Origin of the sequence: Variovorax sp. LjRoot84 (assembly GCF_964254305.1) — a bacterium.
Lineage (GTDB): Bacteria > Pseudomonadota > Gammaproteobacteria > Burkholderiales > Burkholderiaceae_C > Variovorax.
Map to the genome: position 1 here is coordinate 3404898 of NZ_CAXUTE020000001.1, position 24457 is coordinate 3429354.

At 69.7% G+C, this 24457-nt stretch carries 21 protein-coding genes; 9 read left to right on the forward strand and 12 right to left on the reverse strand.

All coding sequences use genetic code 11. From position 1 onward, the window contains the following. Positions 1 to 6: 6 nt before the first annotated feature. From ACSQ9I_RS17045 to ACSQ9I_RS17070, 6 genes are read right to left on the reverse strand one after another with little or no spacing between them, the layout of a single operon-like run. Positions 7 to 1161, reverse strand: coding sequence for a thiolase (locus tag ACSQ9I_RS17045; protein WP_436304269.1), 1155 nt, complete (start codon positions 1159 to 1161; stop codon positions 7 to 9). A gap of 3 nt (positions 1162 to 1164) precedes the next feature. Next, a complete protein-coding gene (locus tag ACSQ9I_RS17050) occupies positions 1165 to 1527 on the reverse strand; it encodes a Zn-ribbon domain-containing OB-fold protein (RefSeq protein WP_436295483.1) in 363 nt (120 codons plus the stop codon). A gap of 15 nt (positions 1528 to 1542) precedes the next feature. Further along, a complete protein-coding gene (locus ACSQ9I_RS17055; protein ID WP_436295484.1) occupies positions 1543 to 2334 on the reverse strand; it encodes an SDR family NAD(P)-dependent oxidoreductase in 792 nt (263 codons plus the stop codon). Positions 2335 to 2351: 17 nt separating this feature from the next. Further along, positions 2352 to 3149, reverse strand: a complete 798-nt coding sequence (locus ACSQ9I_RS17060) for an enoyl-CoA hydratase/isomerase family protein (RefSeq protein WP_436313854.1) — start codon at positions 3147 to 3149, stop codon at positions 2352 to 2354. After that, on the reverse strand, positions 3146 to 4690 hold the full coding sequence (locus ACSQ9I_RS17065) for an AMP-binding protein (protein ID WP_436313855.1): 1545 nt from the start codon (positions 4688 to 4690) through the stop codon (positions 3146 to 3148). The genes ACSQ9I_RS17060 and ACSQ9I_RS17065 overlap by 4 nt, the downstream gene beginning before the upstream one ends. Positions 4691 to 4698: 8 nt before the next feature. Continuing rightward, positions 4699 to 5514: an enoyl-CoA hydratase/isomerase family protein gene (locus tag ACSQ9I_RS17070; RefSeq protein WP_436313856.1), complete on the reverse strand. Its 816-nt coding sequence runs from the start codon at positions 5512 to 5514 to the stop codon at positions 4699 to 4701. 142 nt (positions 5515 to 5656) lie between these two features. On the opposite strand from ACSQ9I_RS17070, the gene ACSQ9I_RS17075 reads away from it, so the two are divergent. The 9 genes from ACSQ9I_RS17075 to ACSQ9I_RS17115 are packed head-to-tail and all read left to right on the forward strand — an operon-like array spanning position 5657 to position 14604. Then, the gene (locus ACSQ9I_RS17075) at positions 5657 to 6127 is read left to right on the forward strand and encodes a MaoC family dehydratase (RefSeq protein WP_093103506.1); all 471 of its coding nucleotides are present in this window, start codon (positions 5657 to 5659) and stop codon (positions 6125 to 6127) included. Beyond that, complete coding sequence (locus tag ACSQ9I_RS17080) at positions 6124 to 7392, forward strand: CaiB/BaiF CoA transferase family protein (RefSeq protein ID WP_436295488.1); 1269 nt, start codon at positions 6124 to 6126, stop codon at positions 7390 to 7392. Before ACSQ9I_RS17075 ends, ACSQ9I_RS17080 begins: the two co-directional genes overlap by 4 nt. 4 nt (positions 7393 to 7396) lie before the next feature. Further along, positions 7397 to 8221: an enoyl-CoA hydratase gene (locus ACSQ9I_RS17085; RefSeq protein ID WP_436309110.1), complete on the forward strand. Its 825-nt coding sequence runs from the start codon at positions 7397 to 7399 to the stop codon at positions 8219 to 8221. Beyond that, complete coding sequence (locus ACSQ9I_RS17090; protein WP_436313857.1) at positions 8218 to 9414, forward strand: acyl-CoA dehydrogenase family protein; 1197 nt, start codon at positions 8218 to 8220, stop codon at positions 9412 to 9414. The genes ACSQ9I_RS17085 and ACSQ9I_RS17090 overlap by 4 nt, the downstream gene beginning before the upstream one ends. 16 nt (positions 9415 to 9430) lie before the next feature. Then, the gene (locus ACSQ9I_RS17095; RefSeq protein WP_436313859.1) at positions 9431 to 10540 is read left to right on the forward strand and encodes an acyl-CoA dehydrogenase family protein; all 1110 of its coding nucleotides are present in this window, start codon (positions 9431 to 9433) and stop codon (positions 10538 to 10540) included. Then, a complete protein-coding gene (locus ACSQ9I_RS17100; RefSeq protein WP_436295492.1) occupies positions 10537 to 11343 on the forward strand; it encodes a crotonase/enoyl-CoA hydratase family protein in 807 nt (268 codons plus the stop codon). Before ACSQ9I_RS17095 ends, ACSQ9I_RS17100 begins: the two co-directional genes overlap by 4 nt. Positions 11344 to 11348: 5 nt before the next feature. Further along, a complete protein-coding gene (locus ACSQ9I_RS17105; RefSeq protein WP_436313860.1) occupies positions 11349 to 12191 on the forward strand; it encodes an SDR family oxidoreductase in 843 nt (280 codons plus the stop codon). Between the two features lie 32 nt (positions 12192 to 12223). Then, entirely contained in the window at positions 12224 to 13018 is a 795-nt protein-coding gene (locus ACSQ9I_RS17110; protein WP_093103513.1) for an SDR family NAD(P)-dependent oxidoreductase, read from the forward strand. Continuing rightward, complete coding sequence (locus tag ACSQ9I_RS17115; RefSeq protein ID WP_436313861.1) at positions 13018 to 14604, forward strand: AMP-binding protein; 1587 nt, start codon at positions 13018 to 13020, stop codon at positions 14602 to 14604. Before ACSQ9I_RS17110 ends, ACSQ9I_RS17115 begins: the two co-directional genes overlap by 1 nt. Before the next feature lie 19 nt (positions 14605 to 14623). Here the strand turns inward: ACSQ9I_RS17115 and ACSQ9I_RS17120 are convergent, their stop codons facing one another. The 6 genes from ACSQ9I_RS17120 to ACSQ9I_RS17145 all read right to left on the reverse strand — a co-directional run bounded on the left by ACSQ9I_RS17120 (position 14624) and on the right by ACSQ9I_RS17145 (position 24400). Beyond that, entirely contained in the window at positions 14624 to 16102 is a 1479-nt protein-coding gene (locus ACSQ9I_RS17120) for an MFS transporter (protein ID WP_436304279.1), read from the reverse strand. Beyond that, complete coding sequence (locus tag ACSQ9I_RS17125; RefSeq protein WP_436313862.1) at positions 16099 to 18534, reverse strand: efflux RND transporter permease subunit; 2436 nt, start codon at positions 18532 to 18534, stop codon at positions 16099 to 16101. The genes ACSQ9I_RS17120 and ACSQ9I_RS17125 overlap by 4 nt, the downstream gene beginning before the upstream one ends. A gap of 19 nt (positions 18535 to 18553) precedes the next feature. Continuing rightward, positions 18554 to 19651: a YCF48-related protein gene (locus ACSQ9I_RS17130; protein ID WP_436309113.1), complete on the reverse strand. Its 1098-nt coding sequence runs from the start codon at positions 19649 to 19651 to the stop codon at positions 18554 to 18556. Positions 19652 to 19696: 45 nt separating this feature from the next. Continuing rightward, positions 19697 to 21058: a DUF1329 domain-containing protein gene (locus ACSQ9I_RS17135; RefSeq protein ID WP_436313863.1), complete on the reverse strand. Its 1362-nt coding sequence runs from the start codon at positions 21056 to 21058 to the stop codon at positions 19697 to 19699. 20 nt (positions 21059 to 21078) lie between these two features. Beyond that, on the reverse strand, positions 21079 to 22785 hold the full coding sequence (locus ACSQ9I_RS17140) for a DUF1302 domain-containing protein (protein WP_436295500.1): 1707 nt from the start codon (positions 22783 to 22785) through the stop codon (positions 21079 to 21081). A gap of 139 nt (positions 22786 to 22924) precedes the next feature. Next, the gene (locus ACSQ9I_RS17145; protein ID WP_436295501.1) at positions 22925 to 24400 is read right to left on the reverse strand and encodes an MFS transporter; all 1476 of its coding nucleotides are present in this window, start codon (positions 24398 to 24400) and stop codon (positions 22925 to 22927) included. Positions 24401 to 24457: the final 57 nt, after the last annotated feature.

The window sequence follows — 24457 nt, forward strand, 5'->3', positions numbered from 1 at the left end:
CGATGCCTAGAGCGTGTCTTCGCTGCCGAGGAGCACGAGCGCCTGGTGCGACAGCTCGCCGCCGTTGCCCTGCGCGATCGCGAGCTTCGCGCCCGGCACCTGCCGCTCGCCGGCATCGCCCGCGAGCTGGCGCGCCGCCTCGACGATCGTGAACAGGCCATACATGCCCGGGTGCACGCAGGACAGGCCGCCGCCGTTGGTGTTGACCGCCAGTTCCCCGCCCGGCGCGATGCGGCCGCCTTCGACATAACGGCCGCCTTCGCCCTTCTCGCAGAAGCCGAGATCCTCGAGGAACAGGATCGGGTTGATCGTGAACGCGTCGTACAGCTCGACGACATCGATGTCCTTCGGGCCGACGCCGGCCTGGGCATAGGCGCGCGGGCCGGCCTCGGCGAGCCCGGTGACGGTCAGGTCCGGCATGCTCGCGATCTCGCGGTGCGTGGTGGATTGCGCGCCGCCGAGCAGATACACCGGCCGTCGGCACAGGTCCCGCGCACGGTCCGCGCGCGTCATCACCACCGCGGCCGCGCCGTCGGTCACGAGGCAGCAGTCGCGCACGCCGAAGGGGTCGGCGACCAGGCGCGCCTTCAGGTAGTCGTCCATCGTCAGCGGCTCGCGCACGAAAGCCTCGGGGTTCAACGCAGCCCATTGGCGCGCGGCCACGGCGACGGCGCCGAGCTGCTCCTTGGTCGTTCCGTATTGGTGCATGTGGCGTGCCGCGGCGAGCGCATACGAGGAGATCGGGCGCAGCGGCTTGTACGGCGACTCCCACGGCGAGGGCCGTGACGATTGCAGGAGCTTGCCCGTGCTGCTGCGCTGGTTGCTGCCGTAGGCGATCAGCGCCACGTCGCACAACCCGGCGTCGAGCGCCAGCGCTGCGAGCATCGCATGCACCTGGAACGACGAGCCGCCGGTGCGGTTGTTGTCGAGGAATCGCGGATGAATGCCGAGCGTCTCGGCGAACGTGAGGCCGGAGAGCGAGTCGTCCATGACGACGACGAACAGGCCATCGACGTCCGACGGCTTCAATCCGGCCTGCGCCAGCGCCAGCACGCTCGCCTGGTGCGCCAGCTCCATCGCGCTGTAGCCCGGCGAAGCGCCGCAGCCGAAGGTGGCGGCGCCGACGATCGCGGTCCGGCCGCGGGGAAAGCGTTCCTGCATCGCTCAGGCCCCCACCGGTTCGAAGACGACCAGCGGATGGTCTTCTTCAATGATGATCCTGGCGCGCACCGCCATGCCGATCTTCACCGCCTCGGGCGCGATGCCGTCGACGCGGCTCATCATGCGCGGGCCCTCGGCGAGATCGATCAGCGCGAGGTTGGCGTTCGGTGCCGGCGGCTTGCCGCGGATCACCGTCGTCGAGTAGACGGTGGCGCGGCCCGAGGCCTCGACCCACTCGAGGTCGGTCGCGCCGGTGCCCGGCTCGGCCATGCGCGGGTAGTACACATAGCCGCCGGTGCTGCGGCTCTTCTGGATCATGAAGCGCCCGGAAGCCAGGTGCTCGAAGAATTCCTTCTCGGGGTTCATCGGGGTCCTCGCTTGTCAGCCATGCATGGTCAGGCCGCCGCTGACGGAGACCACCTGGCCGGTCATGAAGTCGGTGGCCGGCGTTGAGAGATAGACGATGGTGTGCGCGATCTCGATCGGCTGCGCCAGCCGCTTCAGCGGAATCGCCTTGATCAGCGCGTCGCGCAGCTTGCCCTCGGGAATCGTGCCGTTGAACAGCGGCGTGTCGGTCGGCCCCGGGGCGACGCAGTTGCAGGTGATGCCCGAGCGCGCCGTCTCGCGCGCCAGCGACTTGGTGAACGCGATCACCGCGCCCTTGGTGCCGGCATAGAAGGTCTCGCCCATGCTGCCGACGCGGCCGGCGTCGCTCGCCACCATCACGATCTTGCCTTGGCGCCGCTCGATCATGTGCGGCAGGAAGCGGTGGATCATGCGCACCGGGCCGATGTAGTTGACCTGCGCGAGCAGGTCCCACACCTCGGGCGTGTTCTCGAGGAAGGGCATCACGCGGTCGAGGCCGGCGACGTTGGCGATGATGTCCGGCGCGCCGCCGATCTGCGCCACGGCGGCGTCGACGAAGGCGTCGATGGTCGCTCCATCGCCCAGGTCCAGCTCGATGAACTCGCCGCGACCGCCGCCGGCGCGGATCTGCGCAATGGTCGCCTCGCCATCGGCCACGTTCCTGTCGCCGGCGTAGACGGTGGCGCCGGCACTGGCGAATTGCAGCGCGGCGGCGCGTCCGATGCCGGAGGCGCAGCCGGTGATGACGACGCTCTTGCCGGCCAGGTCGGTAACGGCACGCCACGAGGTGTCGGGGGTCTCGGTCATGAATCGGTCTCCAGGGTTCAAGGCAATGGGGTTGGGGTAGTGGGCCTGGCGCTGCGCTGCAGGAAGGCCGTGATGCGTTCGCGCGCTTCCGGCGTCTCGAGCAATGCTCCGCCGAGCTCGCGTTCGAGCGCGTAGCCGGTGGTGGCCGACGCGCCGGCCGCCGCGATCAACTGTTTGGCGACGCGCAATGCCGGCGGCGGCAGCGCGGCGACGCGCCGCGACAGCTGCAGCGCCTCGTCGGCGATCTCGGCCCTCGGCACCGCCCACTGCACCAGGCCGAGCGCCTTAGCGGTCGTGCCGTCCAGTACCTCGGCGCCGAGGATCAACCGGCTCGCGACACCGGCGCCCACGAGCCGCGTCATCCGCTGCGTGCCGCCGAGGCCGGGGATCAGGCCGAGGCCGACTTCGGGCAGCCCGAGCTTGGCTTCGTGCGCGGCGATGCGCAGGTCGCAGCAGAGCGCCAGCTCGAGTCCGCCGCCGAGCGCGGCACCGCCGATCTCCGCCAGCGTGACCTGCGGCAGGCTCGCGACCCGGCCGAACACCGCCTGCAGCCGCTCGATGTAGAGCGCCAGCCGCGGCCCCGCCCGGCCTTCACCGGCCCAGCCATCGATCTGCGCCAGATCGGCGCCGGCCGCGAACACCTTCTGGCTGCTGCGCAGATGCAGCACCGTCCAGTCGTCGCGCGTGCCCAGCTGGTCGAGCAGCGCGTCGAAGGCATCGCCCCATTCCTCGCTCAGCGCATTCACCGGCGCACGGCACAGCGTGACGGTCGCGATGCGATCGGCGACTTCGGTCTCGAACATGATGGCGCTCATTGCGAATTCCTGGCGAGCTCGCGCAGCGCCACCTTGTTCACCTTGCCGCTCGGCACCCGGGGCAGCTCGCCGATCGCCTCGACACGCTTCGGGCACTTGTAGCTCGCGATCAGGCGCTTGCAATGGGCGATCACCTCGGCTTCCGGCGCGCTCGCGCCACTCGCGCAGACCACGTAGGCCTTCACCGCCTCGCCCCACTTCGGATCGGGCACGCCGATCACCGCGCACTCGACGATGCCCGGATAGGCCTGCACCGCTTCCTCGACCTCGCGGCTGTAGATGTTCTCGCCGCCCGAGATGATCATGTCCTTCTTGCGGTCGACCAGGAACAGGTAGCCGTCCTGGTCCAGATAGCCCACATCGCCGGTGCGATACCAGCCGTCGCGCAGCGCCTCGAGCGTCGCGGCGGTGTTGTTCCAGTAGCCGTCCATGCGCTCGTCGGTGAAGGTCCAGACTTCGCCCGCGGTACCGGCCGGACAGTCCCCACCGTCATCGCCGACGATGCGGATCCGCGTGCCCTGCCCCGGGTGGCCGACCGACGCGATGCGCTTCACGTCGCGCGCGTCGCCGTATGGCTTCAGCTCATGGCGGTACATGCCGCAGCCGGCGGTTTCGGTCGCGCCGTACTGCACCGAGAACACCGGGCCGATGCGCTCGAACGCGCGCCGCAGCAACGGCACCGGCACCGGCGCCGCGGCGGCCACGACGTTGTGCAGGCTCGACAGGTCCGCATCGCCGATCGCCGGCGAATCGAGGATCGCCTGCAGCATCGCCGCAACCACGAAGGTGAAGGTGATGCGCTCCTGCTGGATCGTGCGGATCACGCTCGCCGCATCGAAGCCGCGATGCAGCACCAGCGTGCCGGCGCACCACCGGACCTGCAGCGCGTAACCGATCACGCCGACGTGGAATGCCGGCGTCGTCAGCAGCATGCGCGAGTCGGAGTCCAGCTCGCTCATGCGCGCGCCGGCGTCGGCCGTGCGCACCCAGCGCCACTGGGCACGCAGCGCGCCCTTCGGCCGGCCGGTGGTGCCGCTCGTATAGACCAGCGGCCCGTAATCCAGCGGCTGCGAGCGGAACGGCGGCCCGTCGGGAGCGCCCTGCGCGATCACGGCCTCGTAGTCTCGCGCCCAATCCGGCGCACGCCCGCCGATGCACACGTAGGCTTCGATCGTCGCGAGGCGCGGGCGCAGCGCGCCGACCAGCTCGGCGTACTGCGCCTCGAACACCAGCACGCGCGGCGTCGCATCGCCGAGCAGCCATTCGATCTCGGCCGCGGCGAGGCGGAAGTTCACCGTCGCGACGATGTAGCCGGCCCAGTCGCCGGCGGCCAGCAGCTCGATGTACTCGGAGTTGTTCATCGACAAGACCGCGACCCGGTCCTGCCGCCCGAGGCCCAGCCGGTGCAGGCCGTCGGCCAGGCGCTTCGCGCGCTCGAGCAACTGGCGATGGGTCAGCCGCCGGCCCTCGCACACCAGCGCCTCGCGCTCCGGATGGAAGCGGGCGTTGCGTTCCAGCAGCTCGCCGATGGTCTGGAGCATCAGGCCTCCTACACCGGCGTGTCCGGACTGAACTTCGGCGAGCGCTTGCCGAGGAAGGCATCGATGCCCTCCATGCCCTCGGGCCCGGCGAAGCCGATGAACTCGAGCGCCAGCGACGCGTCGAAGATCGGCGCCGCCTGGCGCAGCCAGTGGTTCAGCGTCTGCTTGGTCCAGCGCACCGCGGCCGGCGCGCTCTCGGCGAGGCGCGAGGCGACTTCGACCGCCTTGGCTTCCACCTCCTCGTCGGCCAGCGCCATCGAGATCAGGTTCATCCGCTCGGCTTCCTCGCCGGTGAAGGTCTCCGCCGTCATCAGGTAGTACTTCGCCTTGGCCATGCCGCACAGGAGCGGCCAGATGATCGCCGCGTGGTCGCCGGCCGCGACACCGATCTTCAGGTGGCCGTCGGAGAACTTCGCGTCGCGCGACGCGATCGACACGTCCGCAAGAATCAAGAGCGCCAGGCCGGCGCCGACCGCCCAGCCGCGCGCCGCGCCGACGATCGGCTTGCGGCAGTTGATCATCCCCAGCACCAGGTCGCGCGACTCCTTCATCGCCTGCATGCGCAGCGCGTAGTCCTCGCACACCCTGCGTTCATGGTGCAGGTCGCCTCCGGCGGAGAAGGTCTTGCCGCTGCCGGTGACGATCACCGCCGAGACGCTGTCGTCCGCATCGACGTCGGCCCAGATCTGCGAGGCCTCGCGATGCATCGCGGCATCCATCGCGCCCATCTTCAGCGGCGAATCCAGCGTCACGCGCAGCACGCGCGGATGCGGTCGGTCGAACTTCAGGCGCGTGTAGCGCGCATAGCGGCTGTCGGTCTCCAATCGGGTCTCCTTCGATTCGGATTCAGTGGCACGGGCGGGTTTTCGAGGGGGTCATCGGGTTGACGGCATCTCGATCCGGCATTTATATTATCGAACATCGTTCAACAATGGAAGCGCAAATTTCTTGCGCTCAAAGGCACACATGGAAACAGTCGGACTCGGTTTCTGCTTCGAGGACCTGCCGTTGGGGCGTCAGTTCAAGACCGTGGGGCGCACGGTCACCGAGGCCGACATCGTGGGCTTCATCGACAAGATCGGGATGACCGAGGTGCTGTTCACCAATCTCGAGTTCCTGCACGGCGTCGCCGGCTTCGCGGGGCGCCTGGCGCCCGGCTCGATGGTGTTCTGCTTCGCCGAGGGGCTGCTCGCGCAGGCCACGATGCAGGGCACCGGCCTCGCCTTCCTCGGCATGCAGCTCGATGTGAAGGGGCCGACCTTCGCCGGCGACACGATCCACGTCGAATGCGAGGTGATCGAAGCGCGCCGCTCCGAGAGCCGGCCCGGGCGCGGCCTCGTCCGCACGCGCAACCGCGTCGTGAAGGCAGACGGCACGGTCGTGATGGAGTACACGCCCCTGCGCATGCTCAAGGCGCGCGCCGAGGTGCGCACATGAAACCGCCGGTGCTGCAGGGCTACATGCAGCCCGAGGTGCAGCCGGATCCGGCGCCGGCCGGCGAGCCCCTGCACGCCAAGCTGGCCACCAGCGCCGGCCCTCTCACCGGCGTGCGCGTGATCGACCTGACGGTCAACGTGCTCGGCCCGGTCGCGACGATGATCCTCGGCGACATGGGCGCCGACGTCATCAAGGTCGAGACGCCCGAAGGCGACCCGAACCGCCAGAACGGCCCATCGCGCAACCCCAACATGGCGGCGATGCACCTGAACATGAACCGCAACAAGCGCAGCGTGACGCTGAACCTGAAGCGGCCCGAGGCACGCGATGCCCTGTTGCGCATGGTCGAGAGCGCGGATGTGTTCATCCACAGCATGCGTCCCGCGGCGGCCAAGCGCCTGGGCGTCGCGTACGAGGACATTGCCGCGCGCAACCCGCGCATCGTCTACGGCTACGGCTGCGGCTACATGCCCGGCGGCCCGCGCGAGAACGACCCGGCCTTCGACGACGTGGTGCAGGGCGAGGCCGGCATCGCCGACCTGATGCTGCGCTCGGTTGGCCAGGCGCGCTACCTGCCCACCGTGATCGTCGACAAGTTCTGCGGCTACATGCTGGCCTCCGGCGTCGCGATGGCGCTGTACGCACGCGAGCGCACAGGCCTCGGCCAGATGGTGCGCGTGCCGATGCTCGAGACCATCGTCGCCTTCAATCTGCAGGAACACCTGTACGGCGGCGCTTTCGACCCGCCGATGGGCGGCGGCGTCGGCTACGTGCGCCTGCTCTCCGAGCATCGCCGCCCCTACGAGACGAGCGACGGCCACATCTGCGTGCTGGCCGTCAACGACGAGCAATGGAAGCGGCTGCTGCCGACGCTAGGCCGCCCCGAGCTGCTGACCGATCCCGTCTTCGCGACGCACGAAGGTCGCATGAAGAACATCGACCGCGTCTACGGCATGGTCTCGGAGCAGATGAAGACGAGATCCACCGCGCAGTGGCACGAGCTGCTCGACGCGATCGACGTGCCGAACGGGCCGGTCGCGCGCTTCGAGGACATGCTGTCGGACGCCTACCTGAACGAGGTCGGCTTCTTCCATCGCTACCGGCATCCGACCGAGGGGCCGATGGTGACGACCGCCGTGCCGACGCAGTTCTCCGGCACGCCCGGCGGCATCCACCTGCCGCCGCCGCAGCTCGGCGAGCACAACGACGAAGTGCTCGGCTGGTTTGGCTACAGTGCCGAAGATATAGCCAACATCACGCGCTGAAGCCATGGCCTACGAACAGATCCTGTACGAGGTGCGCGACGCGATCGCCACCATCACGCTCAACCGCCCCGAGGCCCTGAACGCCTGGACCGACGTGATGGCCGAGGAGGTCTGGCACGCGACGCACGCGGCCGAGGGCGACGACGCGGTGCGCGTGATCGTGCTGACCGGCGCCGGCCGCGCCTTCTGCGCCGGCGGCGACGTTACCGGCTTCAAGTCGGCCGGCGACGACAGCGCCTTCCCGCGCTCGCTGCTGAACAAGCTGCCGCGTGCCTACGACTTCAGCCGCCGCCCGGACTATCAGAGCCGCGCCGCCTACTTCCCCGCGCTCGCCAAGCCGGTCATCGCGATGCTCAACGGCGCCACCGCCGGCCTCGGCCTGGTGCATGCGCTCTACGCCGACATGCGCTTCGCGGCCGACGATGCGGTGCTGACCACCGCCTTCGCACGCCTCGGCCTGGCGTCCGAATACGGCATGGCCTGGGCCCTGCGCAACGCGGTCGGCCATGCCAATGCGCTCGACCTGCTCCTGTCGGCGCGCAAGGTGCGCGGCGAGGAAGCGCTGCGGCTCGGTCTCGTGAACAGGATCCATCCGCGCGAGGCCCTCGCCGAGGCAACCTATGCCTATGCGAAGGAGCTGGCCGAATCGTGCTCGCCGCTGTCGCTGCGGATGATCAAGCGCCAGCTCTGGGAGCTGCCGTTCCAGACGCTGCACGAGGCGCTGATCGCCGACAGCGCCGACATGATGCAGACCAACCTCAGCGAGGACTTCCAGGAAGGCAAGCTCGCATTCAAGGAAAAGCGCAAGCCGCGCTTCAAGGGACGATGAACCTCCACGAATCGCCCGAAGACGCAGCCTTCCGTGCCGAGGTGCGGGACTTCGTCGCCGCGCACCTGCCCGGGGACATCCGGCAGAAGGTGCTGGGCTTCCTGCGCGTGCCGCGCGAGGACTACGTGCGCTGGCAGCGCATCCTCGCCGGCCGCGTCTGGGGCGCGCCCGGCTGGCCGGTCGAGCACGGCGGCTGCGGCTGGAACGCCGTGCAGCGCAACATCTTCGACGAGGAATGCTTCACCGCCGGCGCACCGCGCCAGATGCCGTTCGGTCTCGCGATGATCGGGCCGGTGCTGATGAAGTTCGGCAGCGACGCGCAGAAGGCGCGCTTCCTGCCGCGCATCGTGTCGATGGACGACTGGTGGTGCCAGGGCTATTCGGAGCCGAGCGCCGGCTCCGACCTCGCCTCGCTGAAGACGCGCGCCGAACGCGACGGCGAGCACTACGTCGTGAACGGCCAGAAGACCTGGACCTCGTTCGCGCAATGGGCCAATTGGATGTTCGCGCTGGTGCGCACCTCGGCCGACGCGAAGCCGCAGCGCGGCATCTCGCTGCTGCTGATCCCGATGGATACGCCCGGCATCACGGTGCGCCCGATTCGCACGCTGGACGGCGGACACGACGTGAACGAAGTCTTCCTGGATGGCGTGCGCGTGCCGGTCGAGAACCGGGTCGGTGCCGAGAACGAGGGCTGGTCGATCGCGAAGTACCTGCTCGGCCATGAGCGCACCGCCATCGCGGGCCTCGGCATGTGCAAGCGGCTGCTGCGCCGGCTGAAGGAGCTGGCGCGCACGCAGGCCAGGCACGACCGGCCGCTGATCGAGGACCCGCGCTTTCGCGACAAGATCGCCAGGATCGAGATCGAGGTGCTGGCGCACGAATGGGCGCTGGCGCGGCTCATCTCGCTCGAGCGCGCCGGCCTCGGCCTCGGCGCAGAGCCGTCGATGCTGAAGGTGCGCGGCTCGGAGATCCAGGGCGAGCTCGGCGCGCTGCTGATGGAATGCGCGGGCCCTTACGCGCTGCCGCTGGTCGAGGCCGCGCTCGAATTCGGCTACGACGGGCCGACGCCGGCCGGCGCCGAGCTCAATGCCCTCGCCGGCCAGTACCTCGACCTGCGCAAGGTCGCGATCTACGGCGGCACCAACGAGATCCAGCGCGGGCTGATCGGCAAATCCCTCATCCCGCAGTAGCCCACTTAGCCCCACCATGGACTTCACGCTGAACGAAGAGCAGCAGATGCTCGCCGACACGATGGCGCGCTTCGTGCAGAAGGAATACGGCTTCGAGGCGCGCCGCAAGCGCCTGGCCGAGGGCCCGAGCGATGCGCTGGCGCGGCAGATGGCCGAGCTCGGCCTGTTCGCGCTGAACGTGCCCGAGGCCCACGGCGGCATTGGCGCCGGCGCGGTCGAGACCCTGATCGTGATGGAAGGCCTCGGCCGCGGCCTCGTGATCGAGCCCTATGTCGCCAGCGCGGTGATCGCGCCGCGCCTTCTCGCCGCCTTCGGCAGCGAGGCGCAGAAGGATCGTTTCCTCGGGCCGATCGCCGAAGGCCGGCTGCGCTTCGCGCTCGCCGCGCTCGAGCCGCAGGCACGCTGGGACCTGGACAAGGTGCACACGCGCGCGGTGCGCCGCGACGGCGGGTGGCAGCTCGACGGCGCGAAGGCCGTGGTGCCGCACGGCGACAGCGCCGACTGGCTGATCGTCACTGCCGACACCGGCCAGGGCCTGGCGCTGATGCTGGTCGACGCCAGGGCATCCGGCATCGCGATCGACGGCTACACGACCATCGACGCCCAGCGCGCCGCGGAGATCCGCCTCCAGGGCGCCGCAGTCGACGACGCCTGCGTGATCGGCGAGCCCGGCCAGGGCCTGGAACTGGCCGACTGGGCGACCGACCAGGGCCTGGCGGCACTCGCCGCCGAGGCGGTCGGCGCGATGGCGAAGCTCACCGAGTTGAGCTGCGAACACCTCTCGACGCGCAGGCAGTTCGGCGTGCCGATCGGCAGCTTCCAGGCGCTGCAGCATCGCGCCGCGGACATGCGCATCGCCGTGGAGCAGGCGCGCGCGTTGGCGCTGATGGCCGCGGCACACGTCGAGTCGCCGGAGCGCGCGTTGCGCCGCCGTGCTGCCTCGGCGGCGAAGGCGATGGCCGGACGCTCCGGGCGCTACGTCGGCCAGCAGGCCACCCAGCTTCATGGCGGCATGGGCATGACCGACGAGCTGGCCTCAGGCCACTATTTCAAACGACTGACCGCGATCGACATGACCTGGGGCAACTCGGAACACCACGTCGAACGCTACGGAGAACTGCTGTGACCGAAGCTGCCACCGAACGCCACCCCGAGGGCCGGATCGTCGTCGAGCGGCGCGGGCCGATCCTGCTGATGGGCGTGGACCGCGTCGAGAAGCGCAACGGCTTCACGCCGCGCATGTTCCGCGAGCTCGGCGAGGCCTACACGCTGCTGGAGAACGCGCCGGACCTGTTCGTCGGCCTGCTGTATGCGAAGGGAGACCACTTCAGCGGCGGCGTCGACCTGCCGCTGATGGCCGAGTACCGCAAGGCCGGCTCGCCCTACGTGCCGCTGAACCTGGTCGACCCGGGCCAGCTGCGCGAGCCCTATCGCACGAAGCCGGTGGTCGCGGCGATGCAGGGCATCTGCTTCACCATCGCGATCGAGTTGATGCTCGCCGCCGATGTCGTGTTCGCCGCCGACAACTGCCGCTTCTCGCAACTCGAGGTCAAGCGCGGCATCATGCCCGGCTACGGCGGCTCCTTCCGCTTCATCGAACGCGCCGGCTGGGGCAACGCGATGAAGTGGCTCTTGACCGGCGACGAGTTCGACAGCGCCGAGGCGCTGCGGCTCGGCCTGGTGCAGGAAGTCGTGCCCGCCGGCGAGCAGTTCGAGCGCGCCCTCGCCTATGCGCAGCGCGTGGCCGAACAGGCGCCGCTCGCGGTGCAGTCCACGATCGAGAACGCGCGCCTGGCGCTTGGGCAGGGCTGGATGCACGCGGCGACGCACGCCACCGCGAAGAACACCTTCCTGTACGGCACCGAGGACGCCGCCGAGGGCCGCAAGTCCTTCGCCGAGAAGCGCACGGCAAAGTTCGTCGGCAGGTGAGCGCCATGTTTCGCAACGACCTGCTCGCGGGCAAGAAGATCCTCGTCACCGGCGGCGGCACCGGGCTCGGCAAGAGCATCGGGCGCCGCTATCTCGAACTCGGCGCGCACCTGGTGATCTGCGGCCGTCGGCTCCAGGTGCTCGACGCCACCGCCGAGGAGTTCCGCGCCGAGCTGCCCGGTGCGCGCGTCGACACGCTCACTTGCGACGTGCGCGATGCCGAGCAGGTCGAGGCGATGATGGAGCACATCTGGCAGAGCGGTGCGCTCGACGTGCTGGTCAACAACGCCGCGGCCAACTTCATTGCGCGCAGCGAGCGGCTCTCGGCGCGCGCCGTCGACGCGGTGCTGGGCATCGTGCTGCATGGCAGCTTCTACTGCACGCTCGCCGCCGGCCGGCGCTGGATCGAGGCCGGCCAGCCGGGCAACGTGATCAGCACCGTCTCGGCGCCGGTGATCACCGGCCAGGCCTTCACCGCGCCATCGGCGGCGGCCAAGGCCGGCGTGCTCGCGATGACGCGCAGCCTCGCGGTCGAATGGGGCCCCAAGGGCATCCGCCTGAACTGCGTGGCGCCGGGACTGTTCCCGACCCCTGGTGCCTGGGAGCAGCTCTTTCCGCCGGGCAGCCAGGTTGAAGCGCAGGAGCGCGGCGTGCCGCTGCGGCGTCTCGGCGAGCATCGCGAGCTGTGCGACCTGTATGCCTACCTCGCGGCCGACGGTTCGGGCTACATGACCGGCGACCTGATCGTCATGGACGGCGGGCGCTGGATGCAGGGCGCCGGCGGCCCGACCTTCCGCGCGATGCAGGACTGGAACGACGCGCAATGGGAAGCGATGCGCAAGAAATGACCTCCCTGTCCGGTTCAAGAAAGGAAGAAAACATGTCTGACTCCACCCTCGCCGCAGGCCCGATGAGCCTCGCCGGCAAGACTGCCGTCGTCACCGGGGCCGGCAGCGGCATCGGCCAGGCGATCGCCGAGCTGTTCGCCCGCGCCGGCGCCAAGGTCGTCGTCGCCGACATCCAGGCCGACGGCGCCGAAACCACCGCAGCGGGCATCCGCGCGGCCGGCGGCCAGGCCATCGCGGCGACGGCCGACGTGTCGCAGGACACGCAGGTCGCCGCGATGCTCGACCGCGCGATCGCCGAGTTCGGCAGCCTCGACGTGCTCGTCAACAACGCGGGGATCTTTCCGAAGAAGCCCTTCCTCGAGGTCGACGCCGCGTTCTGGGACAAGCTGCACGCGGTGAACCTGCGCGGCACCTTCCTGTGCCTGCGCGAGGCGATCAGGCGCATGCAGGCGCAGGGGAACGGCGGCGCGATCGTCAACATCTCGTCGGTGTCGTCGATGCAGGCGGTCGTTTATCACAACGCCACCTACAACGCGTCGAAGGCCGGCGTGAACAGCCTCACCAAGACCACCGCGCTGGAGTTCGCCGCCGACGGCATCCGCGTCAACGCCGTGCTGCCCGGCGGCACGCTGACGCCCGGCGCCAAGGCCGCCAGCAGCGATGGCGTCGACATCAAAGGGCCGATCATGGGGCCGGGCCGCATCCCGCTCGGCAAGATGGGCGACCCGGAAGATATCGCGATGGCGGCGCTGTTCTTCGCCAGTCCGGCATCGCGGCTGGTCACCGGCCAATTGCTCGCGGTGGACGGCGGCTTCCAGGTGAGCTAGTGCCTCCTGAAGCGCAGCTGCCGCAGGTGCCGCTCAGCCGCCTGCTGGCACGGGCCGTGATGGCGCGGCCGCTGACGCGCCTGCACTTCTACACCGAGGCGGGTCACATCGCGATGACGACCTCCGGCCTGCTGCAGGCCGGCCGCCGGCTCGCCCGCGGATTGCGCGCGATCGGGCTGAAGGCCGGCGACGCGATCGCGGTGCAGATGCCGACCCGGCACGAGACCGCGGTGCTGTACCTCGCCGCATTCGAGATCGGTGCGGTGCTGGTGCCGATCGTGCACATCTATGGGCCGGCCGAGGTCGGCTTCATCTTGCGCCAGTCGCGCGCACGCCTGCTTGCGGTGCCGGAGCGATGGCGCGGCATCGATTTCCTGGAACGCGTGGAGGCGCTCGGCGCGCTGCCCGACCTGGAACAGGTGCTGGTGCTCGGCGAGCGGGCGCCGAGCGGCGGCATCACCTGGCAGGCGCTGCAGCAGGCCGCCGACGCCGATGCCTCGACAGCTGCCGCCGAGTGCGTCGCGCCGCAGGACACCTGCCTGCTCCTGTACACCTCCGGTACCACTGCCGCGCCCAAGGGCGTGAAGCACACGCACCAGACGGTCGGCGCCGAGTGGCAGATCCCGTTCATCGACGACGCCCCCGCCACCGCCGCGCAGCCCGGCGGCAACGGGCCCTACTTCACCCCCTTTCCGGCTGGCCACATCGCCGGCTTCAATTTCCTGCTGCGGCCCTTCGTCACCGCCACCGAGATGGTGTTCGTCGATCGCTGGGACGCGGCCGTCGCGGCCGAGCTGATCGAGCGCCACCGCGTGCGGCTGTCCGGCGGCACGCCGTTTCACCTGCAGGGCCTGCTCGATGCGGCGCGGCGCGCCGGCCGCGACCTGTCGTCGCTCGTCGCCTACGGGCTCGGCGGCACCGGCGTGACGCCCGACCATGTCGAGGCGGCCGAGCGCGCCGGCATCGCCGCGAGCCGCTCGTACGGCCTCACCGAGCACTCCACCGTCAGCATCGGCTGGCGCGAGATGCCGCTCGCGCAGCGCGCCGGCACCGACGGCCGCCTGCAGCCCGGCAGCGAAGTGCGCATCGTCGACGACCTGGAGCGCGAGCTTGCGCAAGGCCAGGAGGGCGAGATCCTGACACGCGGACCCGAGCTCTTCGTCGGCTACACCGACGCGTCGCTCGACGCGCATGCCCGCACCGCCGACGGCTGGTTCCGCACCGGCGACATCGGCCGGCTGGACACCGCGAACTGCCTGACGATCACCGACCGCAAGAAGGACATCGTGATCCGCGGCGGCGAGAACATCTCGTCGCAGGAGGTCGAGCGCGTGCTGGCCACGCACCCTTCGGTGCGCGACGCCGCCGTGGTGGCGCAGCCCGACGCGCGCTACGGCGAGAAGGTGTGCGCCTTCGTCGTGCTCGCCGATGGCGCCTCGCTGGACCTGGACGCGGTACGGCGCCATTTCGCGGCCGCCCGCGTCGCGCGCCAGAAGACGCCCGAGGGCTTGCACGTCGTCGGCGAGCTGCCGCGGACCGCGTCGGGGAAGGTACGCAAGGACGAGTTGCGGGAGCGGCTGCGCTGAGCCGGGGCAAGGCCCCCGATCAGGCGCCGCGCCGTGCCGACACGCCGATGCCGGCAGCGCCCTGCGCGGCCGCATGCGCCGGCCGCGCCGGCCGCGGCGGCAGCGCCCAGGCGACCAGCGCGCACAGGAGGCACGCACCCGTGATCGCCGTCATCGTCCAGAGGTAGGCGTCGGCGCTCGGATAGGCCGCATGCGGCTGCGTCTCGCCGCGCACCACCGCCAGCGCGAGCAGCACGCTGGCGGCCTGCGTGCCGATCGCGGTGCCGAGCGTGCGCACCACCTGCGACAAGCCGACGAACTCGCTGGTGCGCTCGGCGGGCACCACCTCCACCAGCAGGTTCGGCACCGCCGACATCAGCATCGCCCCGCCGAGCGAGGCCAGCATCACCCACCCCACGAGCATCCAGGCGGTGGAGTGCAGCGCGGTCAGCCCGATCCAGCCGGCCAGGATCATCAGGCTGCCGAGCCGCGCAGCGCTGCGGGCGCCGTTCCGCGCCGCGAGGTGGCCGCCCCACGGCGCGCCGAACAGGCCCATGAAGTTCGACGGCAGCTTCAGCAGGCCGGCCATCGTCGCGCTCAGGCCCAGGCCGATGCCGGTCCACGGCGGCTGCTGCGCGAGGCCCATCAGCACCAGCATCGTCTGCGAAGTGCCGAGCCCGAACAGGAACATCAGGCCGATCGGCAGGCCGACCTCGCGCGTCGCGATGCGGCGCACGTCGATCATCGGCTGCGGGTGCCGCCACTCGTGGCGCCACCACGCGGCCAGCAGCAGCACGCCGCCGGCCAGCGCGGCCAGCGTCGCGACGTCGCCGAGCCCGTGCGCCCTCAGCCGCGACACGGCCCACAGCAGCGCGGCCACCGCAGGGGCGTAGAGCATGCCGCCGATCCAGTCGATCCGCGCGCCGCCAGCGGCGGCCGCCGACGCCGGCACCCAGCGCGCGACCAGCACCATCGCCACGATGCCGTGCACCGCGCCGAACCAGAACATGGTGCGCCAGCCGGCGTGGTCGACCAGCAGCCCGCCGAGCAGCAGCCCGGCGCCGGCGCTGAAGGTCGCCATCGCGGTGAGCCAGCCGACCGCCACCGGCACGCGCTCGGCCTGCAGGCGCTCGCGCACGATGCCGATGGCCAGCGGCAGCAAGGCCGCCGACATTCCCTGCAGCGCGCGGCCGCAGATCAATCCCGGCAGCCCGCTCGACAGGGCGCTGACCAGCGATCCGCACGCCGAGCACGCCAGCATCGCGAGCACCAGGCGCTTGCGCCCGAACAGGTCGCCCAGCCGCGACGACAGGCCCGCCGAGACCGATCCGACCAGCAGGTAGGCAGTGATGAGCCAGCCCACGCCGGCCGGATCGCCGAAGTCGCGCATCAGCGTCGGCAGGGCCGCGTAGATCATGCTGACCTCGAACGAGCTGATGATCTCCGCGAACACCAGCGCAACGACGATCGAATGGCCGCGGCCGGCGCCGCCGACGGGCAGCGCCCCCGATGAGCTCACGCGTGCGCCGCGGTGGCCGCGGGCAAGACGGTCGTGCCCCGCTGCTTCACATCGCGCAGCAGGAAGTGCGACAGCGCCGGAATCAGCACCAGCGCGCCGATCATGTTCCACAGGAACATGAAGGTCAGCAGGATGCCCATGTCGGCCTGGAACTTGATCGGCGACCAGGCCCAGGTCACGACGCCGGCGGCCATCGTCACGCCGATCAGCGCGACGACCTTGCCGGTGAATTCGAGCGAGTGCTTGTAGGCCTCGCGCAGGCTGCCGCCGCGACGCTGCACCGCGAGCTGCACCGACAGCAGGTACAGCGCATAGTCGACGCCGACGCCCACGCCGAGCGCGATGACCGGCAGCGTCGCGACCTTCACGCCGATGCCCATCAACACCATGATCGCCTCGCACAGGATCGACGTGATCATGAGCGGCACCAGCGCCACCACCACCGCGCGCCACGAGCGGAAGGTGATGAAGCACAGCAGGGTCACCGCGATGTAGAGCACCACGTGCATGATGTAGAACGACTGGCGCACGACGATGTTGGTCACCGCCTCGATGCCGGCCGGGCCGGCCGCTGGCAGGAACTCCGCGCCGGGCCGGCTGTGCGTCGCTGCGAAGCCCTCCACCGCCTTCAGCACGCGGTCGAGCGTGTCGGCGCGGTGGTCGCTCAGGTAGGCCGTGACGGCGAACAGCGAGCAGTTCGGGTTCATCGCGTCGGGGTTGTCCTGGATCACGCGGTTGGCCGCCGGGCCGAGGATGCGCGGGTCTCGCGCCAGCGTGTTCCACTTGAAATAGCCCTCGCTCGACGCGGCGACCCCGCGCTTGGTCTGCTCGGCGAAGGAGGTCACCGCCTTCACGCCCTGCACATGCTCGAGCTCCCAGCCGAGGCGTTCGGCCTCGACCAGGCCCTCGTAGCGGTCGCACGCACTCTTCGGCGTCTTCACGATGACCGCGAACTGGTCGCTCGACAGGCCGTAGTGGCGCGCGATGTAGGCGTTGTCGAGGTTGTAGCGCGAATCGCGGCGCAGCTCCGGCGCGCCTTCGTCGAGGTCGCCGATCTTCAGCCCCGTGCGCAGGCTCAGCGCGCCGGCCCCCAGCAGCGCCGCCGCCACGATCGCGACGAGCGCGAAGCGCCGCTCCGTCAGCCGCTCCAGCGCGGTCCACACGCGGCCCATCGCGGAGCGCCCGGTCTGCTCGGCCGCGTCGGCATTCAACGAGCGCTGCGCGGCCTTGGGGCTGACGCCGGTGTATGACAGCAGCACCGGAATCAGCACCAGCTTCGTGAAGATCAGCCCGGTGACGCCGATGCTGGTCATCACCGCCAGGTCGCGGATCACCGGGATGTCGATGATGATCAGCACCATGAAGCCGACCACGTTGGTCAGCAGCGCCGTCAGGCCGGCCAGGAACAGGCGGCGGAAGGTGTACCGCGCGGCGACGTACTTGTGCGTGCCGCGCCCCACGTCCTGCATGATGCCGTTCATCTTCTGCGCGCCGTGCGACAGGCCGATCGCGAACAGCAGGAAGGGCACCAGGATCGAATACGGATCGAGCTCGTAGCCGAGGATCTGCAGCAGGCCCATCAGCCACATCACGCCGACCACCGCGGTGACGACCAGCACCACGGTGCTGCGCAGGCATCGGGTGTAGGCGAACACGAACAGCGCCGCGATCGCGACCGAGATCGCGAAGTAGGAGATCACCGTCGCGAGGCCCTCGATCAGGTCGCCGACGAGCTTGCCGAAGCCGACGATGTAGACGCGGAACTTGCCCGTGCCCTTGGCGCGCACCTGCTCCTCAAGGGCGCGCGACAGCTTCAGGTAGTTGATCGGCTCGCCGCTGTCGGCATAGCGGTCCAGCAGCGGCACGACGATCATCGACGAACGCTGGTCGTCGCTGATGATGCGGCCGGCTGCGCCCGAGCGTGCGATGTTGGCCTTCAGCGCCTCTATCTTGGCCGGCGAGCCGTCGAAGCGCTCGGGCATCACCGGGCCGCCGCGCATGCCCTCCTCCGTCACCTCGCCCCATCGCAGCACCGGCGTCCACAGGGACTTGAGCCACGGCCGGTCGACGCCCGGCATGATGTAGAGCGCATCGTTGATCGACGCGAGGAACTTCAGGTACTCGGGGTCGTAGATGTCGCCCTGCGTGTTCTCGACCACCACCCGAAGCTGGTTGCCCAGCCCGCGCAGCTCGGTCTTGTTGTCGAGGTAGTTCTGGATGTACGGATGCGAGCGCGGGATCATCCGCTCGAAGTTGGCGTTGATCGTCAGCTGCGTGGAGCGCCAGCCGAGAAAGATCGACACCAGCGCGAAGACGACGAGGATCACGCGGCGATGGTTGAAGATGAGCCGTTCGAGCGCATTGCCGGAGCGCGGGTCGAAGCGGGAGGGGTCCGGGATGACCTGGAAGGTCTCGTTGCTGCCGATGTTCATCGCTTTAGGGTCTGTTGAATCACCTCGCCGCCGGCGCCATCGCCAGCCGCTGAACGCCCAACGGTCCGGCGACGAGCAGCCAGTCCGCTTCCATCGAGACCACGTCGAAAGCCGCGCCCAGGCCGGGCATCGGCGCCATCGGCGCAAAGCTGTCGCCGAGCGCGGCGCCGATCAGCAGCTCGCCCGCCTGCGTCGCCAGCACCAGGCGGCCGTCGGGCAGGAGCACGCCACTGTTGAGGGCCGCGTGGGTGCCGGTGGCCAGCGGCTTCCAGCTCGCGCCTGCGTCGGTCGAGCGCCAGGCGGTGCCGCGCAGGCCGAGCGCGACGATCGCGTCCTTCGAGGCCGCCATGCCGAACCAGGTGCCGGGATATGGCGTCTGGATGCGCACGAAGCGTCCGGCCGCCGCGTCCAGGCGCATGACCAAGCCGAGCTCGCCGACGATCACCACCTGGTCGCCGGCCTGGCGGATGGCATGCAGCGAGTAGCCGTCGCGGTTGTCGGTCCGGTCGAGCCACGGCTCCCAGGTCGCGCCACCGTCGGCCGTGTGCAGGATCAGGTTGAACTGGCCGACCACCCAGCCTTCGCGCTCGTCGCGAAAGTGCACCGCGAGGAAGGGCCGGGTCGGCCCCTCCTCGGCCATGCGCTTCGCGTCGTCGCGCGCCCGTGCGAGCGCCGGATCGCCGGCCGCGCCATTCTTCTCGTAGTACGAGACCATCAGCGCTCCGAGGCTGCGGCCGTCGAGCACGCGGCGCCAGTTCAGCCCGCCGTCGGTGCTGCGCAGCACCACGCCGTCGTGGCCCACCGCCCAGCCCTGCGTCGAGGACGGAAACTGCACCGCGAGCAGGTCGGTGCTGACCGGCGCCGGACGCTGCTCCCAGGTCCTGCCGCGGTCCGCGGAGCGCAGGATGTGGCCGCGCGGGCCGACCGCGACGACATGCTCGGCATCGACCACCGCCAGCGCATAGGCCGGCGCGCGAAGCGAACGCGGCGTCATGCGCGCCGGCGCATCGAGCGGATCGACGAAAGCAGCGGGTGCGGGCGGCCCGGCCGCCGCGGCGACCACGATCGACGCCCAAAGGCAGGCCGCGATCGTCGCGAGAGCTCTCAGCTGCGGCATGGCACGAGCGGAGGACAAGGCACCCTGGGCCACTCTCGCGTGCACTCAGCGCTGGGTCCGGCGTGCCAGGCCTTCGGGGCTGTAGAACGCGTCGGCATCGACCGTGTCGATGTCCACGAACAGGCCCTTGTAGCCCCCGAGGATCGAGGAGTTGTACCAGGCCCCGGTGCCGAAGTCGAAGTAGAAGGTGCCGCCCTGCACCATTGCCTGCTTGTCGTAGGCCCAGACCGTCGGATTCAGGATGCCGCGCGAGAGCTTGCCGGTGGCATCCCAGGCGTCGACCACCACCGCGCCGGGGATGTCCTCGTCGAGATAGAAGCGGCGCTTGGCGGCCACGTGGCGCGCACCGGGCTTGAGCGTGGCGTCGATCACGGTGACGCGGTGCAGCTCCCAGCGCATCGCGTCCGGGTTCGGGTGCCCCTTCATCAGGACGTCGTCGGGCTTGGAGGCCAGGTACTTGTAGGCGTTGTACGGGATCAGCATCTCCTTGGTGCCGGCCAGCTTCCAATCGAAGCGATCGAGCCGGCCCGAGAACGCGTAGATCTCGTCGTACAGCATGGCCCCGGCGGCCGTGGCGACCGGAAAGTCGTAGCTCGCGTCCGGCGACAGCCGCACGCGGCGCTGGCCCGGCGTGTAGGCCCAGGTCTTGTCGGGCTGCGCCACCGGATTGATGAACTTGCGCTGCAGGTTGCCTTCACCGGTGATCCGCGCCGGTGCGGTGTAGATGTTGTTGTTCATGAGGTACTGGCCGCCCTTGGCGTAGAACTCCTCGGCGCTCAGCTTCGGGTTGAAGTAGTCGTTCTGGTTGCGGTTGTTCACCTCGGCCGTCATGACCTTGTTGCCGCCGCCATCCACGTACCAGGCCTGGCCGTAGGTCCACGAAGACGCGCCCTTGTTCGTCAGTATCAGGTTCCACATCCCCTCCTGCCCGGTCTTGGGAGCCGGGAAGGGCATGCCGCCGAAGCAGCCGGTCACCGCTTCGCCGTCCTCGATCGCCTTGCAGCGGCCGGCGGCGTTCTTGCGGGTGTTCTCCACGTACCAAGCCGAGTAGTTGGCCGGCCGGCGTGTCGGGTAGACATCGATGCGGAAGCTCGGGTAGCGCTTCAGCAGTTCCTTCGTCGCCTCGGAGAGCTTGTCGGCGTGCTGCGCCATGTTGGCCGCGGTCACGGTGTAGAGCGGCTTGTCGGCGGCATAGGGGTCGACCCAGAAGCCCGAGTCCTTCTTGAAGCCCGGCGGACTGGTGCTGGCCGGAAGGCCGCCGTCCCAGGCTGGAATGCTGCTGTCCTTGCTGGCCGCCTTCAAGGCGCCCCAGGGCAGGCGATCGCCGTCCTCGGCGTTGGCTGCGGGAACGAAGCTCCCGCCGATGCCGAGGCACAGCGCGGCGGTTGCAATGTGTCGAATGTTCATCTCGATTCCTTCCAAAGTGCTCAGAACGCGGTCTGGTAGGTGAAGCTCACGTAGTTGCGATCGCGGAAGTTCGCCAGGCCGGAGGCGAAGAACGGCGCTGCGCCCGGGCCGGTGGCAAGGTTGCCGGTCTTGCCCCCGCGTGCGGTGTAGGCCAGGTCGAACTGGTGCTTGTACTTGCCGGCCAGGTACTCGATCCGGATGCCCGGACGGATCAGCCACGACCCCTTGGGCGTGACGCCGGCGCCGACTGCGGCGGCATTGCCCGACAGGCCGTAGGTCACGAACAAGGGCGCCGAGATGTCGACGCTCGGGAAGACCTGCTGCCACGTCGGCGTGAACGACAAGGCGATGCTGGCGGCGTTGCGCGTCGAGCAGCCGCGCAGCACCAGGTTGTTGGTGCAGGCGGGGTTGCCGCCCTCGCCGTTGTAGAGATTCGCGCCGCTGGTGATCTTCTGCAGGTGCATGGCATCGAACTGCAGCGCGATCGAACCCGAGTCGAAGAGCGCGTTCTTGTTGATGGTGGAAACGCCGCTCATCAGGAAGTGGACCGTGTTGCCGCGCGGGCCTTCCATTCCGGGGTCGTTGATGAGGCCGGGGAAGGTGCCGAACGCGAAACCGCTGCGCACGTTCAACGGCATCTTGCGTCGGTAGTTCAGCTCGATACCGGTGCCCCAACCGCCGAGCAAGGTGTTGTAGGTCAGGCCGATCAGCTCGATGTCCTTCGCGTAGACGGCACGGCCGATGCGCGAGCCGTTGGGACCGACCGCGATCTGGCTCAGCCAGCTCGGTGTCTTGTCGTCGAAGCGGCGCAGCCAGAGGCCGAAAGCGTCGCCCTCGAGCTTCTCCGGCGACCACTTCAGGCCCAGCGCCACATCGCCCTTGTCGCCCTGGAACGACTCGCCGCGCCGCACGGCCGGGTTGGAAATGAACGGCGGGCCTTCGAGCGCGGTGTCGTTGACCTGCCAGAAAGTGCCGCCTTCGGAAATGCGCGAGGAGCGGAATTCAGCCGTGTACTGGCCCATCAGCGAGAACTGGTTGTTGAGCTGCCAGGTGGCGCCGACCTGGCCGATCGGCAATGCCGTTTCCTTGGCCGAGGCACCCGGGCTCAGGTCCGACTTGCGGCCGTCGTTGGGCGCCATCGAGTAGGACACGCTGCCGCCGTTGCCGAACAGGAATTCGCCGGGCAGCCAGGCGAAGCGGCCGGCCTTCAGGTTCAGCGAGGTGCCGCCGATGTCGAGGTTGCCCCAGGCGAAGGCATCCATGAACTCGGCGGACGGGCCCTTGTAATAGCGGTCGATGTAGGGCGTGAACTCGTTCCGCGCATAGTTCGGAACGGTCGCGAAGCGCGGGTCGCTGCGGCTCCTGTCGGGGAAATTGTTGTCGTACCAGCCTGCCGCGCTGAGGCGCAAGCCCATGTTCTTCTTATAGTTCAGGTCGAACTCGGTGTAGACATCGAAGCGCGACAGTGCCGTGTCGTTCTTGCCGAACAGCCAGTTGCCCTCGTCCACCGCCGGCGAGTTGACGAGCCGGAGATCACGTTCGCCGGTACGCATCGCCGCGTTGTATCGCAGCGTGGTGTCGAGCGTCAGCTCCAGGTCGGGCGAGCCGGTGTCGATCTGGAAGGCGGCCGCAGGCGCGGCCATGGCCACTGCCGCGCTGATGCAGGCCGCCTTCAAGGCGCGTTCGCCGCGCGGAGTGCGGCGGCGAGTCCCTCGGTCTTTGTTCATCGAGTCTCCAGTTTTGTACGAATGGGGAACCGGCCGGGCCGGCGTGTCGCGCCGCCTTGCGTTGGTCGTTGCGTCATGCCAATACTCGAACAGTGTTCATATCGTTGCACAGGACCACTGACACGTCAACCAACGACTATCAGTAGTTACCCGGTGATCCCGATCGGCCCGGCACCTGCAACGGCAGCGGCAACGGCGCCCCCGCGCGGTGTCGGCGCGGCAAGGCCATGGCGAGCAGCACGCCGGCGCCGGCGCAGGCGATGACGAAGGCGAAGGTGAGCAGATAGGCGCCCGGGCTTGGATGCGTACCGGAGCCCCGGGTCGCATCGGTCACCGTCGAGCTGGCCAGCAGCAAGGTCGCGAGCTGCGTGCCGATCGCGGTGCCCACGGTGCGCACGACGTGCGACATGCCGTTGATCTCGCTGGTGCGATCGGGTGGCGCGACCTCGACGATCAGGTTCGGGATCGCCGCATAGAGGATCGAGCCGCCGAGGGTGATCAGGAACGCGACCGCGACCAGCAGCCACACGGCGTCGTGATGCAGCAGCACGGCCACCCAGCCGGCGCAGATGACGGCGCTGCCGATCAGCGCCGCGCGCCGCGCGCCATGCCGGGCCGCGACATGCCCGCTCCAGGGCGCTCCGAACAGTCCCGCAACGCTGGCGGGCACCTTGATCAACGCGGCCAGCGTGGCCGTGAGGCCGAGGCCGATGCCGGTCCACGCCGGCTGCTGCGCGAGCAGCAGGATCACGAGCATCAGTTGCGCCGTGCCGAGGCCGAACAGCGCCATCAGTCCCATCGCCAGCCCGGTCTGGCGTTCGGCGAAGCGGCGCACGTCGATCATGGGCTGCGGGTGGCGCCATTCGTGGCGCACCCAGACCGCGATCGCCAGCAGGCCGGCCGCGATCAGCCCGAGCGTGACCGGATCGGCCGGCCCGCTGCCCTTCATGCGCGTGACGGCCCACAGCAGCAGCGCGACGCCGGGCGCGAAGAGCACGCCGCCGAGCAGGTCGAGGCGCCCCACCACGGCACGCCGCACCGAGGGCGGCAGCAGCCACGCGACCGCCACGATCGACAGCGCCGTCTGGGCGACCGAGAACCAGAAGATCCAGCGCCAGCCGGCATGATCGACCAGCCAGCCCCCGAGCAGGATGCCCGCGCCGGCCGTGAAGCTCGCCATCGCCGCGACCCAGCCGATGCCCACCGGCACGCGCTCCTTCGGCAGGTGCTCGCGGACCAGCCCGATGGTGAGCGGCAGCAGCGCAGCCGACATGCCCTGCACCGCGCGCCCGGCGATCAGCCACGGCAGGCTGGTGGCGAAGGCACCGATCAACGAGCCGGCCATCGCGAACACCAGCGTGAGGATCAGCAGCCTGCGCCGGCCGTACAGATCGCCCAGACGCGAGCTCAAGCCGGCCGAGACCGCGCCGACGAGCAGGAAGGCCGTGATCAGCCAGCCGACGCCGACCGGATCGCCGAACTCGCGCATCAGCGTGGCCAGGGCGCCGTACATCATGCCGACCTCGAAGGAGCTGTTCACCTCGGCGAACACCAGCACGGCGAGGATCAGCAGCCAGCGGCGGTTCTCGGCTGGCTTTGGGGGATCGAGCTTCACGAATGTCTCCTCGCGCCCCGTCTCCGGGGCCCTTGTCACCTGCTTCCGGCAACCGTC